The sequence below is a fragment of the Rhodococcus coprophilus NBRC 100603 genome, from assembly GCF_001895045.1.
Lineage (GTDB): Bacteria > Actinomycetota > Actinomycetes > Mycobacteriales > Mycobacteriaceae > Rhodococcus > Rhodococcus coprophilus.
The window spans coordinates 325,111-342,908 of record NZ_BDAM01000003.1 but is presented as its reverse complement, the minus strand read 5'-3'; the positions used below and the strand labels follow the sequence as shown (position 1 = coordinate 342,908).

Sequence of the window (17,798 nt, the reverse complement as noted above, 5' to 3'; positions counted from 1 at the left end):
GAGAAGCGCAGCACTATGGGTGGTCTGATTGTCGTCGAGGGTCTCGACGGGGCCGGGAAACGGACGTTGTCCGCCGGTCTCGTCGAGGCGTGGCGTGCCGAGGGAGCGCGGGTGGCGACGCTCGCGTTTCCCCGGTACGGCGAGTCGATCCACGCCGATCTCGGCGCCGAGGCGTTGCGCGGGCAGCACGGCGACACCGCGTCGAGCATCGAGGCGATGGCGCTCTTGTGGGCGCTCGATCGACGCGACGCCGCCGACGGCCTGAGGAACATGCTCGCGGCCAACGACATCGTGCTTCTCGATCGCTACGTCGCCTCCAACGCGGCGTACACGGCCGCCCGGCACCACGAAGATGCCGCAGGGCCGTCGGTCGACTGGATACAGCACCTCGAATACGAAAGGTTCGGGTTGCCCGTACCCGATCTTCAGGTTCTGCTTCGCGTTCCCGTTGCATTGGCGGCGGAGCGCGCAAGAAATCGCGCGCAGACCGACGCCGGCCGGGAGCGCGACGCCTACGAACGCGACGGCGACCTCCAGCACCGGACCGGCGAGGTATACGACGGCCTGGCGCAGCGGCACTGGATGTCACAGTGGACGGTGGCGGACGCCGAGACCGATACGCAACAACTCGCCGTTCGCATCTCAAATCTGCTTCGCGAAGGTGAAGGGGTGACACGATAGAGGTTATGAAGCCGAGGATTCTGGTAGTCGACGACGATGCAGCACTCGCCGAAATGCTCACAATCGTGCTGCGCGGCGAAGGATTCGAGCCGTTCGTAGTGGGCGACGGCACTCAGGCGCTCGGTGCCGTGCGCGAGATCCGCCCCGACCTCGTGCTGCTCGATCTCATGCTTCCGGGCATGAACGGCATCGATGTATGCCGCGTGCTCCGCGCCGACTCCGGCGTACCCATCGTGATGCTCACTGCCAAGTCCGACACCGTCGACGTGGTTCTCGGCCTCGAGTCGGGTGCCGACGACTACATGGTCAAGCCGTTCAAGCCGAAGGAACTGGTGGCGCGTGTGCGCGCCCGGCTGCGGCGCACCGAGCAGGAACCTGCCGAAGTCCTGTCGATCGGCGACATCACGATCGACGTTCCGGCACACAAGGTCACCCGCGGCGACGAACTGATCTCGCTCACCCCGCTCGAATTCGATCTGCTGGTGGCACTCGCGCGTAAGCCGCGCCAGGTGTTCACCCGCGAGGTCCTCCTCGAACAGGTCTGGGGCTACCGCCACGCAGCCGACACCCGTCTGGTGAACGTTCACGTCCAGCGCCTGCGGGCGAAGGTCGAGAAGGATCCCGAGAATCCCGAAGCGGTGCTCACGGTGCGGGGGGTCGGCTACAAGGCCGGACCGCCGTGACCCGTGGCTTCCGGCTGCGGCGGCGAATCGCACGAAGGACGCTGCCGCTCGTAAGGTGGTCGCGGTCGGTCAGCAGCAGACTCGCGCACACCTGGCGACGATCGCTCCAATTGCGGGTGGTCGTCTCGACACTCACCCTGTCGCTGATCGTGATGCTCGTGCTCGGCGTGGTCCTCATCAGCCAGATCACCGACAGGCTGCTGGAAGCAAAGATCGACGCCGCGACCGAAGAGATGGACCGTTCCCGCGCGCTGGTCGAGGGGCAACTCGCCGGCGCCGACGACTCCGGGTCGCTGGCGGTCCGGCTCGACGGCGCGGCGGCCACTCTCACCAGCCGCGCTGGCGACAGCGGCCAGGACACCGGCGTCGCCGGCACGTTCGACCCGGTGCTCATCGTCCCCGGAGACGGACCCCGCGCCCCGACCGCGAGCGGACCCGCCGAGCAGATCCCGCAGAACCTGCGCGCGTTCGTGCAGAACGGTCAGGTCGCCTACCAGTTCGCGACGGTCTCGAACCCGAACGGATACACCGGGCCGGTGCTGATCATCGGCAGCCCGACCGAGTCGGCCATCTCGACACTCGAGCTCTACCTGGTGTTCCCTCTGGGCGGTGAAGAACGCACGCTCGCGCTCGTGCGGGGCACGCTGCTCGTCGGCGCGGGTGTACTGCTCGTGCTGCTCGCAGCTATTTCGATGATCGTCGCGCGTCAGGTGGTGCTGCCGATCCGGTCTGCGTCCCGGATCGCGGTGCGGTTCGCCGACGGCCGCCTCAAGGAGCGCATGCCGGTCCGGGGCGAGGACGACATGGCGCGTCTGGCAATGTCCTTCAACGAGATGGCCGAAAGCCTGTCGCGCCAGATCACCCAGCTCGAGGAGTACGGAAACCTGCAGAAACGGTTCACCTCCGACGTCAGTCACGAGCTTCGCACCCCCTTGACCACGGTGCGGATGGCGGCGGATCTGATCCACGACGGCAGCGACGAACTGGACCCGTCCCTCAAACGTGCGTCCGAACTGCTCGTCGCCGAACTCGACCGGTTCGAGGGTCTGCTGGGCGACCTTCTCGAAATCAGCCGCCACGACGCGGGCGTCGCCGAACTCGCCTCCGAACGACTCGACGTCCGCATGTGCGCGCGAGCGGCCGTGTCCACGGTCCGGCACCTCGCGCGCGAGACTGCCACCGAGCTGATCGTCGACCTGCCCGACGAACCCGTCGAGGCCGAGGTCGACCCCCGGCGGGTGGAGCGGATCCTGCGAAATCTGCTCGCCAACGCGATCGACCACGGCGAGGGGAAGCCGATCCTGCTGCGCCTGCGGGCCGACGAGAACGCGGTGGCGTTCGTCGTCCGCGACCAGGGCATAGGGCTGCGCCCGGGTGAGGAGAAACTGGTGTTCAACCGTTTCTGGCGCTCCGATCCGTCGCGGGTACGCCGTTCCGGCGGCACCGGGCTGGGCCTTGCGATCAGCGTGGAGGACGCGAATCTGCACAACGGGAAACTCGAGGCGTGGGGCGAACCCGGCCGGGGCGCGAGCTTCCGGTTGACGCTGCCGCGAGAGCGGGGCCGGAAGGTCGGGCGCAGCCCCGTCCCGCTCGTGCCGGGTGCCGCACACGCGATCCAGGGAAAGCCGCCGCATTCGCCGGTCGAACCGGCGGAGAGCGATGCGGCTCCCGCATCGCCGTCCGGAGGTCCGGACGAGCGGCAGGGCCCGGCGGACAACGCTGCGCCCTCGTCTTCGGAAGGAGCGCCGACATGAATCCCACCGCACGGATCCGGGCCGCGCTCACCGTCGTGATGTGCGTGGTGGCGCTGGTCGTCTCGGGGTGTGCGACCCTGCCCGATTCGTCGTCTCCGCAGGCCATCGGCACCATCGATCCCACCCCCGCGACCACCGAGGTCGCGACGCCCGTCCCCGGGCGCGAACCGGATCTGTTGCTCCGTGATTTCCTGCAGGCCAGCACCGAACCGACGAACAGGCACGTCGCGGCCCGGCAGTTCCTGACTCCCGAGATGTCGGCGCGCTGGGACGACGCGGCGAGCGCGACGATCGTCGACAAGGTCGACGTCCTCGCCGAGAGCCGCAACAGCGATCGCGCGACGTACGTCGTCCGGGCGAACATCGTCGGCTACCTCGAACAGGGCGGCGTCTACCGGGCTGCCGACGGCGACTTCGAAGCGAAATTCACGCTGGTGCGGAACGGCGGTGAATGGCGGATCGAGGCGATGCCCAACGGGGTCATCATGGACCGTCCGCGCTTCCTCAACAGCTACGAACGGCGATCGCTGTACTTCGTCGAACCGTCCGGCGAGACAGTCGTTCCGGATCCGCGATGGATCACCGGAAATCCCGAGCAGACGGCTGCCCAGCTGATCGGGCTGCTCGTGGAGGGGCCGAAGGCATCCCTGGCATCAGCGGTTCGCAACCTCCTCGAGGACGTCACCGTGGTCGGTGCCGTCACCAAGGCGGACGGCCGGACCGGTCAGGTGGGCGTCGGCCTCGGCGGTATCCGCGTCGACTTCCAGGGCGTCGGATCGATGAGCAAAGGAGACCGGGAGCTTCTCGCCGCCCAGGTCGTATGGACGCTTGCCAACGCCGACATCTCGGGGCCGTACGTGCTGCTGGCAGATCACCAGCCTCTCGACGAACGATTCCCGAACGGCTGGACGACCGCCGACGTGGCATCGATGAACCCGCTTGCTACCTCCAGTGCCACCATCGGCCTGCACGCGCTGTTGCGTGGCGGACTCGTGGGCGTCGCGGAGACGGGCGTGACCCCTGTACCCGGATTCTTCGGGGCCGCCGACAACCTCCAGTCGATCGCCCTGTCACGCGACGGTGAACTCGTGGCAGCGGTCGCCGAGACCGGGGGAGTCGCGCCCGAGCCGGCCGCCCAGCTGATCGTCGGCGCGTACGGCGCCGATGTGGCCGAGCCCGCCGTCGACGGACAATCGATCACCCGCCCCACGTGGTCTCCCGACAACACCTCGGTCTGGGCTGTGGTGAACGGCATGGCCGTGGTCAGAGCCGTTCGCGAACCGGGAACCGGCCGCGTGACCGTCGTGGGCGTCGAAGCCGGCGCTCTCCGCGTGGTAGGCGGGCGCATCACCGAACTACGGTTGTCGCGGGACGGAGTGCGCGCCGCCCTCATCATCGACGGACGGGTATACGTCGCGACCGTCGTGCAGACGCCCAACGGCGAGTTCTCCCTCACCAGCCCCCGCGAGATCGGCTTCGGCCTCGGTGGACCGGCGCTTTCGCTCGACTGGAGCAGCCCCGACACCGTGGTGGTGTCGCGGGCGGCGTCGGACATGCCGGTCGTGCAGATCGCGGTGGACGGCTCCCGGATGGACGCCCTGCCCAGTCGCAACCTGACACCGCCCGTGATCGCCGTCGAGGCGTCGACGACCGCCGAGTTCGTCGCCGACTCGCGCGCGGTGTTCCAGCTCAACAACCGCGACCCCGCCGACGACCGCTACTGGCGTGAGGTGCCGGGACTGGCCGGGCTGACCGCGATTCCGGTGTTGCCGGGCTGACCTCGGGGTGCCGGTGGTGTCGGTGCGGCACGTCACACTGCACGGGTGCTGTCGTCGCTCCTCGATCTCGTGCTGCCCCTCGCCTGTGGGGGGTGCGGCGCGCCCGCGACGGCGTGGTGCCGCGCGTGCGCGCGGGCTCTCAACGATCCGCCCGCGACCGTTCGGCTGCGAGGCGACCCCGGGGTACCGGTGTGGAGTCTGGGCACGTACGCGGGCCCTCGGAGACGTGCGGTGATCGCCGCGAAGGAACGAGGCCGCCGCGATCTGGCCGTGCCGCTCGGACTCGCGTGGGCGGTGGCGGTGTCCCGGCTGCGGCGCTGGGGCGAACTGGCCCCCGGCCCGACGACCGTCGTGCCCGCACCCACCCGTCCGCGGGTCGCGCGGTCGCGCGGCGGCGATCCGGTGACCCGCGCGGCCCACGTCGGCGCCGGGCACGACCCGAGCCTGGCCGTGCATCGGCTCCTCGTCCACACCCGGGGTGTGCGCGACTCGGTGGGCCTGTCCGCGGCGGAGCGGCACCGCAATCTGGCCGGCAGGATCCGGGTACGGGAGGCGGGTGTCCCGCGCACGCGGCAGGTGCTGTTGGTCGATGACATCGTCACGACCGGGGCTACCGCCGCGGAGTCGATTCGGGTGCTCCGGGCGGCGGGTTTCGACCCTGTCGGCGTGCTCGTGTTAGCACACGCATGAGACCCCCGGGGGTACGCGGGGTGTCGAAAAAGTGAATTGGACCGCAAGGGTGGCATGCGTCCGAGATACCGACTACCGTCGCCATCAGACCCGGAAACAACAAGGTAGAAGGGTGTAACTGCTCATTCTTCCGCTTCCGGGCGGGCGCTCTTTGCGCTCATCGACATGCCCGGCGTGCAGGCTGCGCCGGCCGTATTCGGGAGGTACTTGTGACGACCCCTTCGAAGACCCAGGTTTCCGTCGGCGAGGCAGATGCCACCACGGAAGGCCCCCAGGCCGAGATCGTCGTGAAAGGCCGCAACGTAGAGGTTCCGGACCACTTCCGGATCTACGTATCCGAGAAGATTGCTCGAATCGAACGGTTCGATCCGACGATTTTCCACTTCGACGTGGAGTTGCAGCACGAGCGCAACCGCCGTCAGAAGAAGAGCTGTCAGCGGGTCGAGATCACGGCACGAGGCAAGGGACCGGTCGCGCGGGCGGAAGCTTCCGCGGACAGCTTCTACGCGGCATTCGAGTCGGTCATCGCCAAGCTCGAAGCCCGTCTGAGGCGGACGAAGGAACGTCGGAAGGTCTCGTACGGCGACAAGACCCCGGTCTCCGTTGCAGAAGCCACCGCCAAGCTCGCTCAGGACGACGACCTGGCGATTTCGCCGGACCTCCCGTTCGACGGACATGACCAGGAGCCCGAGGGTCCCGGCAGGATCGTCCGCGTCAAGGAACACAAGGCCGAGCCCATGACCGTGGACGACGCTCTCTACGAGATGGAACTGGTCGGGCACGACTTCTATCTGTTCCACGACAAGGAGACCGACAAGCCGTCCGTGGTGTATCGGCGCCACGCCTTCGACTACGGTTTGATCAAGCTCGTGTGAGCAGTGCCCGGAGCGGTCTCGGCGCAACACCGTCGCAGCAACTCCGGTAGAACGCCTACCATGGAATCCGGCCGGGGTCCGCAAGGCCTCGGCCGGATTTTCTTGTCCGTGCAGGTACCCGAGATTGAGGACGAACACACCAGTGCTGTCGCTGACGAAGCTGCTCCGGATCGGTGAAGGTCGCATGGTCAAGCGGCTCAAGCACATCGCCGAGCATGTCGAATCCCTCTCCCCGGAGTTCGAGGCCCTGACCGACGCCGAACTGCGGGCCAAGACGGACGAGTTCCGTAGCCGCTACGAGGACGGGGAATCGCTCGACGAGCTGCTGCCCGAGGCCTTCGCGACCGCGCGTGAGGCGTCGTTCCGCGTGCTCGGACAGAAGCACTACGGTGTCCAGATCATGGGTGGTGCCGCCCTGCACTTCGGCAACATCGCCGAGATGAAGACCGGTGAGGGCAAGACGCTGACCTGTGTGCTGCCCGCTTACCTCAACGCGATCTCGAGCGACGGCGTCCACGTCGTCACGGTCAACGACTACCTCGCCAAGCGCGACTCCGAGTGGATGGGGCGCGTCCACCGCTTCCTCGGGCTCGAGACCGACGTGATCCTGTCCGGCATGACCCCGGCCCAGCGCCGCGCGGCCTACAACGCCGACATCACCTACGGCACGAACAACGAGTTCGGCTTCGACTACCTGCGCGACAACATGACGCACTCGCTCGACGACCTCGTTCAGCGCGGCCACAACTACGCGATCGTCGACGAGGTCGACTCGATCCTCATCGACGAGGCCCGCACGCCGCTCATCATCTCGGGTCCCGCAGACGCGTCGAGCAAGTGGTACGCCGAGTTCGCTCGGATCGCCCCGCTGCTGAAAAAGGACGTCCACTACGAGGTCGACATCCGCAAGCGCACGATCGGCGTGCACGAGGCGGGCGTCGAGTTCGTCGAGGATCAGCTGGGGATCGACAACCTTTACGAGGCGGCCAACTCTCCGCTGGTGAGCTACCTGAACAACGCCATCAAGGCCAAGGAGCTCTACACCAAGGACAAGGACTACATCGTCCGCGACGGCGAGGTCGTCATCGTCGACGAGTTCACCGGCCGCGTGCTCTCGGGCCGTCGCTACAACGAAGGTATGCACCAGTCGATCGAGGCCAAGGAACACGTCGAGATCAAGGCCGAGAACCAGACGCTCGCCACGATCACGCTGCAGAACTACTTCCGCCTCTACGACAAGCTGTCGGGTATGACGGGCACCGCCGAGACCGAAGCCGCCGAGCTGCACCAGATCTACGATCTCGGCGTCATCCCGATCCCGACGAACCGCCCGATGGTCCGCGTGGACCAGGGCGACCTGATCTACAAGACGGAAGAAGCGAAGTTCGCCGCCGTCGTCGACGACGTGGTGGAGCGCCACCAGAACGGCCAGCCGGTCCTGATCGGTACCACCAGCGTCGAACGCTCGGAATACCTGTCGAAGCAGTTCACGAAGCGCGGCGTCCCGCACAACGTCCTCAACGCGAAGTTCCACGAGAAGGAAGCGCAGATCATCGCGGAGGCCGGGCGGACCGGCGCGGTCACCGTCGCGACCAACATGGCCGGTCGCGGCACCGACGTCGTGCTCGGCGGTAACCCCGACATCATCACCGACACCCTGCTGCGCAAGCGCGGACTCGATCCGGTCGAGACGTCGGAGGAGTACGAGGCCGCGTGGGACGAAACCCTCCCCGCGGTGCAGCAGCAGGTCCGGGAAGACGCGGATCGGGTCCGGGAGGCCGGTGGCCTGTACGTGCTGGGCACCGAGCGTCACGAATCCCGGCGTATCGACAACCAGCTGCGTGGCCGCTCCGGTCGCCAGGGCGATCCCGGTGAGTCACGTTTCTACCTGTCGCTCGGTGACGAGTTGATGAGACGGTTCAACGGCGCTGCGCTCGAGTCGATCATGACGCGGCTCAACCTGCCCGACGACGTGCCGATCGAGGCGAAGATGGTCTCCAAGGCCATCAAGAGCGCGCAGACGCAGGTCGAGCAGCAGAACTACGAGATCCGTAAGAACGTCCTCAAGTACGACGAGGTGATGAACCAGCAGCGCACCGTGATCTACGCGGAGCGCCGGCGCATCCTCCGTGGTGAGGACCTCGAGGGCCAGGTGCAGCACATGCTCACCGACGTGGTGACCGCCTATGTCGACGGCGCGACCGCCGACGGTTACGTCGAGGACTGGGATCTCGAACAGCTGTGGACCGCACTGAAGACGCTCTACCCGGTCGGGATCGACTACAAGACGCTGCTCGCCGAGAACGAGGATCTCGACCGCAACGATCTGCGCGAAGCGCTGCTCGCGGACGCCCGTGCGGCGTACGAGCGTCGCGAGGCCGAACTCCGGTCGCTGGCCGGCGAGAACGCGATGCGCGAACTCGAGCGCCGGGTGCTGCTCTCCGTTCTGGACCGCAAGTGGCGTGAGCACCTGTACGAGATGGACTATCTCAAGGAGGGCATCGGCCTGCGCGCGATGGCGCAGCGCGACCCCTTGGTGGAGTACCAGCGCGAGGGCTTCGACATGTTCACCGCCATGCTCGAGGGGCTGAAGGAGGAGTCGGTCGGGTTCCTGTTCAACCTCAAGGTGGAGGCGGCGCAGCCGCAGACAGCCCAGGGCACCGGAGTCTCGGTGACACCGGCCTCTGCCGCCGCTGTGGCGCGTACGGCGCCTCGGGTGGGGCAGCCCGCTCCGTCGCGCGCACCGGCTCAGCCGGCGGTCGCTCCGGCTCCTGCCGTGCTGCGAGCGCAGGGTCTGGACGAGGGCGAGCGTCGCCTGACCTACAGCGGTCCCGCAGAAGACGGCCGTGCGCACGTCGCGCGCCGCAGCGGTGGGGACGCCGCGTCGCCGACCCCCGGCCAAGCGACCGCCAGCCGCAAGGAACGCCGCGCGGCCGCGCGCCGCGACGCGAAGTCCGGTCGCCGGCACTGACCGTCGAGAACCAACCCTTCACGACCCTGTGGCTCACCCGAGCCACAGGGTCGTGATCGTCCAGGGGTGCGGCGCTCGCGGTCCGGGCGCCCTCCGCACGATCCGGCCGGCGACCGCATACACCCGCTCGCCGCGCGTGTAGGTGCCGGACAGTTCTGCCGTGTCCGCGTCGACCGTGTGGAGGCGGGTCCGGAGCAGCACCGCTGTTCCCGACATGGCATTCGACCGGCGTGCCGAGACCGCCGTGACCAGTGCCGGGTCGAGAACCGCGGCGAGTTGCGCTACCGGACGACGCCCGTCGACCACTTCGAGGACGAGACGCACCGCCGCGTCGGCAAACCTGACGGCGGTGGGGTCGGGTCGGGGCGCCGGCGGCGGCGACGGCGACAGCGGTGGCGCCGCGACCGGACGTGGGGATCGGCCGTCATGCGGCGATGTGCGGGGTGAGATGAGTGGCCGGTGCAGCGCGCACCGTTCCTGTGCGGGCGGCTCGAAAGGGGCGACGGGGCGCACGTATCGGCCGGTGCGGGTATGCGTCATACGGGGTCCTTCCCGGGGCATGGACGGTACCGGCGCGGGGCCGGTGCGACGAGGTCCGGGAGAGGACGAACCGCCGATATCGTGACATATCCGGCGGGCCCGTGCTCGCCGGATGTCTCGCGGCGAGCCCGGGTGGCGACATGCGGTGTAACCGTCAGCCGTCCACGAACACGCGCTCCTCGTTGTCGTGGACACCGGTAGACATTTCGGTCGGGGTGAGGGGCCGTGTAGCCACCGTAGGCATGATCCCTTCGCGATGAGCCAGATGAACCATGCTCTCGAGCCGCCCGGAGTACTCGGCGGTTGGTCGACCATCCAGGTGAACGGTCTGTTCGACCATGGCCGCGACCTGTTCGCGGTTCGACAGGTCCACCGGCACGGCGATCGCGGTGCCGCCACGGGCACGAATAGCGTCGACGACGTCGTCGAGCGTTCCGGGGGGTGCGGCGAGGGTCGGTTCGTGTCTAGCGACGCACGCGACCGCGTACCCGGTGTCGGCGCGAGCGAGAGCCGTTGCCGCCCCGACCCCCCGGCTGGCCCCGGTGACCGGCGCGACCTTGCCAAGAATGCTATCTCGATTTCCGAAACTATATTTTCGAGCAGGTTGCGGTACAAGAGGTTGTCCCTTCGAAGGCCGGAGAACGCATGACCGAGGACAGTGCCGGGGACTTCGCGTTCAGATACGGCCCCTCTGCTCTGGTGACCGGTGCGTCGTCCGGCATCGGCCGGTCGTTCGCCCGCCTTCTGGCGGAAGCCGGTCTGGACCTGATACTCGTCGCCCGCCGACTCGACCGGCTCGAGGAGCTTGCAGCCGAACTGCGCTGCCGACACGGCGTCGGGGTGACCGTGCACGAGACCGATCTCTCGGATCCCGCCGCCGTGGACCGGCTGCTCGGGAAAGAGGCGACCACCGATATCGGCTTGCTGGTCAGCAATGCCGGGTTCGGCGTGAAGGGCCCGTTCGAGGACGGTGACGCGGACACTCTCGCGTCCATGCTCGCCGTCAACTGTCAGGCACCGACGCGGTTGGCACATGCTCTAGTTCCACGCTTGAGGCGACGCGGTCGCGGCGGCGTCGTATTCACCAGTTCGGTGGAAGGACTTCTCGGCTGCCCGTACTCCGCCGCGTACTCGGCGACGAAGGCCTACGTCAACGCGCTCGGCGAAGCCCTCTGGGGAGAATTGACTCCCGCGGGGATCGATGTGCTGACACTCTGTCCGGGAGCAACCGACACCGAGGCACCCCGTCTTCAGGGCATCGATCCCGCTACCTTGCGACACCTGATGGATCCGGACGACGTCGCCCGGGGCGCACTCGAGAATCTGAACAACGGACCGATCTATGTACCGAGCGAGCACTATCGCGCGCAATTCGACACCCTCGTGACGATGCCTCGCCGGCAGGCGCTCGCGGCGATGGCGGCTAGCCTGCGGGTCTGATGCCGCGGCTCACCGGCAAGTCCGTCGATGCGCGGGCGGCGGAACATTTAGGGTGGGTCCGTGCTGCGCGGACTGGTGCTCGACTTCGGTGGCGTGCTCGCCGGCCCCGATACGGATCCCGAAGCCCTCGCGGCGTTGGTCGCCGGGTTGCGCCGCCGCGGGGTGCGCACCGCGATCCTCAGCAACGATCCGGGAGGACCGCACGGCCAATGGCTGCGCGACCTGGCCGGCACGCTGGTCGACGAGGTCGTCCTCTCCGGGGATGTGGGGGTCGCCAAACCTGACGCCGCCAGCTTCCGGCTCGTCGCGGAGCGTCTCGGTCTCGATCCGGCCGAATGCGTGTTCGTGGACGACCTGACGGGCAACGTGCGCGGCGCGGTGGCTGCGGGGATGGTCGGCGTCCACCATGATGGTCCCGACACCGTGCTGGCGGAACTCGACGTTCTCTTCGGCACGGCAGGACGATCCCGGTCACGCGGGGGTGAGGGGGACTATCCGCCATGACGAGTCGGATGACGGCGCAGGACGCGTCGTACTACTACCTGGAGACGAGCAATACGCCGATGCACATCGGCTCGCTCGCGATTCTCGAGCCACCCGAGGGTGGCGTTCACTACGACCGCGTCCTGCAACTGGTCGAGCAGCGGCTCGCGGAAGTCCCCCGGTACCGCCAGAAGGTGCGCGAGGTGGCGTTCGGTCTCTCGCGGCCGGTGTGGATCGACGACCGGGATTTCGACATCACGTACCACGTGCGCAGATCCGCGATTCCGCGCCCGGGATCCGACGACCAGTTGCACGACCTCATCGCCCGGCTCATCTCGCGACCCCTCGACCGGACTCGTCCGCTGTGGGAGATGTACGTCGTGGAAGGACTCGCCGGCGACCGGTGCGCGGTGTTCACCAAAACGCATTCGGCGCTCGTGGACGGGGAGCAGTCCCTCGAGATCGGTCAGGTTCTGTTCGACAAGAATCCGGACCCGCGGGAGGTGCCCGAGGAACTGTGGATGCCGGAGCAGGAGCCGTCGGAGTCGGCCCTGCTCGTCGGTGCCCTCGCGGAACTGGTGGCGCGGCCCGGCGAAGGTGCCGCTGCCGTGCGCTCCGCCGTGGGAAACCTCGCATCCACCCTGACCGGCACGGTCGACGTGATCGGGCGGCTCGCCCGGACCGCGGCGCAGTCGGCGCCCGAGTCGCCCTTGAACGCGACGATCTCGCGCAGCAGACGGTTCGCTGTCGTGGAATCCGATCTCGAGCCGTACCGGAAGATCCGGTCCCGGTACGGATGCAGCGTCAACGACGTGGTGCTCGCCGTGATCTCCGGTGCCCTGCGGTACTGGCTGCTCTCTCGCGGTGAACCGCTGACCGAGGCCACGGTGGTGCGTGCGATGGTGCCCATGTCGGTCTACGTGCATGCCACCGAGGGCACGGACGAGACCATTCAAGTCCACCCTCAGGGCGAGGTGTCGTCGTTCCTCGTCGACCTGCCCGTGGGGGAACCCAATGCCGTGGTGCGGTTGTCCCACATCGCCCACGCGGGGGAGGCGTACTCGCGGGAACGCAGGCGGGTCGCGGCGCAGTCGATGCTCCGGCTGTCGGGGTTCGCGCCGGCGACGATGCACGCCGTGGGTGCGCGCGTCGCATCGAGTTTCTCGCAGCGCGTGTTCAACGTCATGATCACCAACGCGCCGGGGCCGCAGTACCCGCTGTATCTGGGAGGGGCACGACTGCTCGGGATGTATCCGGTCTCGCCGTTGCTCAAGAATCAGGCCTTGAGTGTCGCGCTGACGTCGTACGACGGAAAGATCTACTACGGTTTGAATGCGGACCGCGACGCCATGCCCGACGTGCATGTGCTCACGTCGCTGCTGCACGAATCGCTCGAGGAGTTGTCGGATGCCAGTAGGTGAGAAGTGACGCGTGTCTATATACCGGCGACGCTCGGGATGCTGCAGCGTCTCGTGGCCGAGAACGAACTGGACGCCGTGGGACGCACTGCGTTCGCGGTGACGCCGACCCTGCGGGAGGCCTACACGTCGGGTGACGACGAGGAACTCGCCGAGGTCGCGATGGGCGAAGCCGCACGCGCCTCGCTGCGACTGCTCGCGGCCGAGGATGCGGGGGAGGAGTCGTTCGGGACCCGACGCGTGGTGGTTGCCGCAGACGTCGACGACGCCACCCCTCGCCCGGATCTCGACGACGCCGTGGTCCGCCTCGCCGGTCGGGTGCCGATGAGTGCGATCGCCTCCGTCCACGTGGACCTGAAGGATGCGGAAGCGGACGTCGCGCGTGCGATGGAGGTCGTGGACGAGGCCGACATGGGCGACGAGGAGGCCGAGTTCGTGCTCGGTGACGCCGAGGATCACGAACTGGCGTGGTACGCGGCTCAGGAACTGCCGTTCCTGCTGGAACTGCTCTGAGACGGGAACCGCTCAGAGGCCGCATCAGTGCCGGTTTCCAGCTGTTCTGAGCCCGGAATCACGCCGACCGCGCATTGCTCCGGAGGCCCGGGGCGGGGATCGTTGTAGAGGGAACCTCCGCGTAACCTACGGGACCGTAACCTCTGATAACCTACGCGGTCGTAGTCCCAGCGTGAGGAGAACCGTTCGATGGGTTTCAAGGAATGGATCGAAAAGCCGGCGGCCCATGTGGCACCAGGTGAGCGGTCCCTGTCCAACGTGGTACGAGGCGCCGTCGCCCGACTCACCACTCCATTGTTGCCCGACGACTATCTGCACCTCGTCAACCCGCTGTGGTCGGCGCGGGAACTTCGCGGGCGCATCGTCGAGGTACGGGCCGAGACCGCCGACTCCGCCACCATCGTCATCCGACCCGGCTGGGGATTCGACTTCGGGTACGCGCCCGGCCAGTACATCGGTATCGGCCTGCACATCGACGGTCGCTGGCACTGGCGGTCGTACTCGCTGACCTCCACCCCGATCCGCAGCGACAAAGTCATCTCGATCGCGGTGAAGGCGATGCCCGAGGGCTTCCTGTCGAGCCATCTCGTCGGTGGTGTGCCGGAAGGCACAATCGTGCGCCTCGCGGCTCCGCAGGGCGACTTCGTTCTTCCCGATCCGCCGCCCGAGAAGATCCTGTTCCTGACCGCCGGCAGCGGCGTCACGCCGATCATGTCGATGCTCCGCACCCTCGATCGGCGTGCAGTCGATCGTGGTGTCGACATCGCCGACGTCGTTCATGTGCACTCGGCGCCCACCGCCGAGGACGTGATGTTCCGGTCCGAACTCGAGCAGTTCGACGCCACCCACGACCGGTACCGCTGCCACCTGCAATACACCCGTGAACAGGGAAAATTCGCTCTTTCTCAGCTCGACGAGGTATGTCCGGACTGGCGGGAGCGTCAGACCTGGGCGTGCGGACCGCAGCAGATGCTCACCGATATCAGCGCGCACTGGGAGAAGGCGGGCATCGCGGATCGCGTGCATCTCGAGCGCTTCGCGGTCACGCGGGCCGACACCTCAGGGGCCGGGGGAACGATCACTTTCGCGAAATCCGGCAAGACCGTGACCGCAGACGGCGCCACCAGCATTCTCGAGGCGGGGGAGAGCGCAGGAGCACTCATGCCCTTCGGTTGCCGGATGGGTATCTGTCAGACTTGTGTAGTTCCCCTGCAAAAGGGGTATGTGGTCGATCTCCGGTCGGGCCAGGAGCACGGTGAGGGCGAACGAGTCCAGACGTGCATCTCTGTAGCTGCCGGCGACTGCACGATCGATGCCTGAGAGCATCGCCGAGAACGACGAGAGGGACCCCGCTTGGCCATCACCGACATCCGCGAGTTCGCGCATCTGACCGACGCCGACATCGATGCCCTGGCAACAGAGTTCGATGCCATACGGCGTGACGTCGAGAATTCGCGTGGCCCGCGTGACGCACGATACATCCACAACACGATTCGACTGCAACGCGCGCTCGAAATCGGGGGCCGGATCGTGCTGCTCGGTTCGCGGCGGCGTTCGCGCTGGCTGCTGGGTACGGCGGCGCTGTCGGTGGCGAAGATCATCGAGAACATGGAGCTCGGCCACAATGTGATGCACGGGCAGTGGGACTGGATGAACGATCCGGAGATCCACTCCACCTCGTGGGAATGGGATCAGACCGGCCCGTCCGCTCACTGGAAGCGCGCCCACAACTACGAGCACCACACCTACACGAACATCGTGGGGATGGACGAGGACGTGGGATTCGGCATCCTGCGCATGACTCGCGACGAGAAGTGGCGTCCGATCAACCTGCTGCAGCCGGTCGCGAATGTGGTCCTCGCGCTGACATTCGAGTGGGGTATCGCGCTGCACGACCTGACGGCACAGCGGATCGCGTGGGAGAAGCAACTCGGTGACGGTCCGCGGCCGAGGATGTCGGGGCCCGACCGTGAGTTCCTGGCGAAGGCTTCACGGCAGGTGTTCAAGGATCTGGTGCTGTTCCCGGCCGCGACCGGGCCGGCGTGGCGTAGCACGCTCACGGCCAACCTCACCGCGAATGTCGTGCGCAACATCTGGGCGTACCTGGTGATCTTCTGCGGGCACTTCCCGGACGGCGCGGAGAAGTTCACCGTCGAGCAGTTCGAGGACGAGTCGCGCGGCCAGTGGTATCTGCGCCAATTGCTCGGCAGCGCAAACATTTCCGGCGGACGGGTCATGGATTTCATGACCGGGAACCTCAGCTACCAGATCGAGCATCACCTCTTCCCGGATCTGCCGAGCAATCGGTACCGGGAGGTCGCGGCTCGGGTGCGTGCGCTGTGCGGCAAGTACGACCTCCCGTACACGACGGGCCCACTCGGCCGGCAGTACCTGCTGGCGCTGCGGACGATCCACAAACTGGCGTTGCCGGACAGTCTCCTGAAGGCCACGTCGGACGATGCGCCGGAGACGTCGTCGGAGCGTAAGTTCGAGCGTTTGCGCGCTGCGGCGACGGTGCCGGCACTGATGGAGGATCCCGTCACGGGACGTCGCCTCGGGCTGCTCACCGCGCTGCGGACGCACGCCGAACACACGGTGGCAGCGCGACGTGCACGGCGCCGGAATCGACGGTAAGGTGACGCTCCTCGCCCTCGCGTGATTCCTGTCACAGCCCGAAATCGCTAACCTACGCAGCCGTAACTTACGGTAGGGTAGGCGCATGGCGATATCGGACATCAAGGAGTACGCGCACCTTACGGAGGCGGACGTCGAGGCCATCGGCCGCGAGCTCGACGCCATCCGGCGCGATGTCGAGGAGTCGCGCGGAGAGCGCGACGCCCGGTACGTCCGCAACACGATCCGGCTGCAGCGCGGCCTCGAGATCGGCGGACGCTTGGTCCTGTTCGGTTCCAGGAAGCGCGCGTTGTGGTGGCTGGGCACCGGAATGCTCTCGTTGTCGAAGATCATCGAGAACATGGAGCTCGGGCACAACGTGATGCACGGGCAGTGGGACTGGATGAACGATCCGGAGGTCCACTCCGCCAACTGGGAGTGGGACAACGTCGATCCGTCGGCGCACTGGAAGATCACCCACAACCATCTGCACCACAAGTACACGAACATCCTGGGCATGGACGACGATGTGGGATACGGGCTGCTGCGTGTCACCCGCGACCAGCGGTGGAAGCCGTTCAATCTCGGCAACGTGGCCTACAACGCGATCCTCGCGTCGCTGTTCCAGTACGGCATCGCGATCCAGTTGCTCGAACTCGGCAAGGTCATCCAGGGTCGCGACGACCGTGAGATCACCAAGAAGAACGGCGCCGAGGTGCTCGCGAAGATCGCCAAACAGGATCTGCGCGACTACGTCGTGTACCCGGCTCTGACCGGCAAGTCGTGGAAGTCGACGCTCACGGCGAACGCGACGGCGAACTTCGTCCGCAACATCTGGACCAACGCGGTCATCTTCTGCGGGCACTTCCCGGACGGTGCGGAGAAGTTCACGAAGCAGGACGTCGAGAACGAGACGCACGCCGAGTGGTACCTCCGTCAGATGCTCGGTTCCGCGAACATCTCGGGCGGCAAGGTCATGGACTTCATGACCGGCAACCTGAGCTACCAGATCGAGCACCACATCTACCCGGACCTGCCGTCCAACCGGTACGCGGAGATCGCCGTGCGCGTCCGGCAGTTGTGCGACAAGTACGACCTGCCGTACACCACCGGTCCGCTGGCCGTGCAGTACTGGAAGTCCTGGCGCACCATCGCCAAGCTCTCGCTGCCCGACAAGTTCCTCAAGGACGACCGCGACGCAGCCCCCGAAACTGCTTCGGAGCGGGGCTTCGGTGGCCCCGCCGAGATCGATCCGCTGACCGGCCGCCGACGTGGCTTGGCCACGACCATCGAAACGACCCGCAAGCGCGGGCTCGTTCGGCGGGTCCTCGGCATGCGCTGATCCTTTTCGGCGCGTGC

At 67.2% G+C, this 17,798-nt stretch carries 16 protein-coding genes; 14 read left to right on the top strand and 2 right to left on the bottom strand.

Going from position 1 to position 17,798, the window contains the following annotated elements:
• The first annotated feature begins 15 nt into the window (after nt 1-15).
• The 7 genes from RDCOP1_RS07435 to secA all read left to right on the top strand — a co-directional run bounded on the left by RDCOP1_RS07435 (nt 16) and on the right by secA (nt 9,432).
• Entirely contained in the window at nt 16-681 is a 666-nt protein-coding gene (locus RDCOP1_RS07435; RefSeq protein WP_072699447.1) for a dTMP kinase, read from the top strand.
• 5 nt (nt 682-686) lie between these two features.
• Entirely contained in the window at nt 687-1,364 is a 678-nt protein-coding gene (mtrA, locus tag RDCOP1_RS07430; protein ID WP_072699446.1) for an MtrAB system response regulator MtrA, read from the top strand.
• A 116-nt stretch (nt 1,365-1,480) separates the two neighbouring features.
• Nucleotides 1,481-3,118, top strand: a complete 1,638-nt coding sequence (gene mtrB / locus RDCOP1_RS07425) for an MtrAB system histidine kinase MtrB (protein WP_371836807.1) — start codon at nt 1,481-1,483, stop codon at nt 3,116-3,118.
• The gene (gene lpqB, locus RDCOP1_RS07420; RefSeq protein ID WP_072699444.1) at nt 3,115-4,896 is read left to right on the top strand and encodes an MtrAB system accessory lipoprotein LpqB; all 1,782 of its coding nucleotides are present in this window, start codon (nt 3,115-3,117) and stop codon (nt 4,894-4,896) included. The genes mtrB and lpqB overlap by 4 nt, the downstream gene beginning before the upstream one ends.
• 45 nt (nt 4,897-4,941) lie before the next feature.
• Nucleotides 4,942-5,586: a ComF family protein gene (locus RDCOP1_RS07415; protein ID WP_072699443.1), complete on the top strand. Its 645-nt coding sequence runs from the start codon at nt 4,942-4,944 to the stop codon at nt 5,584-5,586.
• A gap of 209 nt (nt 5,587-5,795) precedes the next feature.
• On the top strand, nt 5,796-6,461 hold the full coding sequence (gene hpf, locus RDCOP1_RS07410) for a ribosome hibernation-promoting factor, HPF/YfiA family (RefSeq protein ID WP_072699442.1): 666 nt from the start codon (nt 5,796-5,798) through the stop codon (nt 6,459-6,461).
• A 184-nt stretch (nt 6,462-6,645) separates the two neighbouring features.
• Nucleotides 6,646-9,432, top strand: a complete 2,787-nt coding sequence (secA, locus tag RDCOP1_RS07405; protein WP_231923089.1) for a preprotein translocase subunit SecA — start codon at nt 6,646-6,648, stop codon at nt 9,430-9,432.
• A gap of 33 nt (nt 9,433-9,465) precedes the next feature.
• Here the strand turns inward: secA and RDCOP1_RS07400 are convergent, their stop codons facing one another.
• Complete coding sequence (locus tag RDCOP1_RS07400; protein WP_072699440.1) at nt 9,466-9,972, bottom strand: Rv3235 family protein; 507 nt, start codon at nt 9,970-9,972, stop codon at nt 9,466-9,468.
• Nucleotides 9,973-10,126: 154 nt separating this feature from the next.
• On the bottom strand, nt 10,127-10,540 hold the full coding sequence (locus RDCOP1_RS21155) for an SDR family NAD(P)-dependent oxidoreductase (RefSeq protein WP_084722489.1): 414 nt from the start codon (nt 10,538-10,540) through the stop codon (nt 10,127-10,129).
• Between the two features lie 77 nt (nt 10,541-10,617).
• Between RDCOP1_RS21155 and RDCOP1_RS07390 the strand changes: the two genes are divergently transcribed.
• From RDCOP1_RS07390 to RDCOP1_RS07360, 7 genes are all read left to right on the top strand, one after another.
• On the top strand, nt 10,618-11,412 hold the full coding sequence (locus RDCOP1_RS07390) for an SDR family NAD(P)-dependent oxidoreductase (RefSeq protein ID WP_072699438.1): 795 nt from the start codon (nt 10,618-10,620) through the stop codon (nt 11,410-11,412).
• Nucleotides 11,413-11,475: 63 nt separating this feature from the next.
• Nucleotides 11,476-11,916, top strand: a complete 441-nt coding sequence (locus RDCOP1_RS07385) for an HAD-IA family hydrolase (RefSeq protein WP_072699674.1) — start codon at nt 11,476-11,478, stop codon at nt 11,914-11,916.
• Nucleotides 11,913-13,316 carry a WS/DGAT/MGAT family O-acyltransferase gene (locus RDCOP1_RS07380; protein WP_072699437.1) on the top strand — a complete coding sequence of 468 codons (1,404 nt, stop codon included), beginning with the start codon at nt 11,913-11,915 and terminating at the stop codon, nt 13,314-13,316. Before RDCOP1_RS07385 ends, RDCOP1_RS07380 begins: the two co-directional genes overlap by 4 nt.
• Nucleotides 13,317-13,319: 3 nt before the next feature.
• Entirely contained in the window at nt 13,320-13,826 is a 507-nt protein-coding gene (locus RDCOP1_RS07375; protein WP_072699436.1) for a DUF6912 family protein, read from the top strand.
• A gap of 189 nt (nt 13,827-14,015) precedes the next feature.
• Nucleotides 14,016-15,146 (top strand): ferredoxin reductase, encoded by a 1,131-nt coding sequence (locus RDCOP1_RS07370; RefSeq protein ID WP_072699435.1) that lies wholly within the window; start codon nt 14,016-14,018, stop codon nt 15,144-15,146.
• A gap of 33 nt (nt 15,147-15,179) precedes the next feature.
• A complete protein-coding gene (locus RDCOP1_RS07365; RefSeq protein ID WP_072699434.1) occupies nt 15,180-16,460 on the top strand; it encodes a fatty acid desaturase family protein in 1,281 nt (426 codons plus the stop codon).
• 85 nt (nt 16,461-16,545) lie between these two features.
• On the top strand, nt 16,546-17,781 hold the full coding sequence (locus tag RDCOP1_RS07360; RefSeq protein ID WP_072699433.1) for a fatty acid desaturase family protein: 1,236 nt from the start codon (nt 16,546-16,548) through the stop codon (nt 17,779-17,781).
• The last annotated feature ends 17 nt before the right edge of the window (nt 17,782-17,798 follow it).

What these genes read in the sequence shown, in the direction of transcription:
- RDCOP1_RS07435 (WP_072699447.1), top strand. Translation starts at nt 16, where the DNA reads ATGGGTGGTCTGATTGTCGTCGAGGGTCTCGACGGGGCCGGGAAACGG.
- mtrA (WP_072699446.1), top strand. Translation starts at nt 687, where the DNA reads ATGAAGCCGAGGATTCTGGTAGTCGACGACGATGCAGCACTCGCCGAA.
- lpqB (WP_072699444.1), top strand. Translation starts at nt 3,115, where the DNA reads ATGAATCCCACCGCACGGATCCGGGCCGCGCTCACCGTCGTGATGTGC.
- secA (WP_231923089.1), top strand. Translation starts at nt 6,646, where the DNA reads ATGGTCAAGCGGCTCAAGCACATCGCCGAGCATGTCGAATCCCTCTCC.
- RDCOP1_RS07400 (WP_072699440.1), bottom strand. Translation starts at nt 9,972, where the DNA reads ATGACGCATACCCGCACCGGCCGATACGTGCGCCCCGTCGCCCCTTTC.
- RDCOP1_RS07390 (WP_072699438.1), top strand. Translation starts at nt 10,618, where the DNA reads ATGACCGAGGACAGTGCCGGGGACTTCGCGTTCAGATACGGCCCCTCT.
- RDCOP1_RS07380 (WP_072699437.1), top strand. Translation starts at nt 11,913, where the DNA reads ATGACGAGTCGGATGACGGCGCAGGACGCGTCGTACTACTACCTGGAG.
- RDCOP1_RS07370 (WP_072699435.1), top strand. Translation starts at nt 14,016, where the DNA reads ATGGGTTTCAAGGAATGGATCGAAAAGCCGGCGGCCCATGTGGCACCA.
- RDCOP1_RS07360 (WP_072699433.1), top strand. Translation starts at nt 16,546, where the DNA reads ATGGCGATATCGGACATCAAGGAGTACGCGCACCTTACGGAGGCGGAC.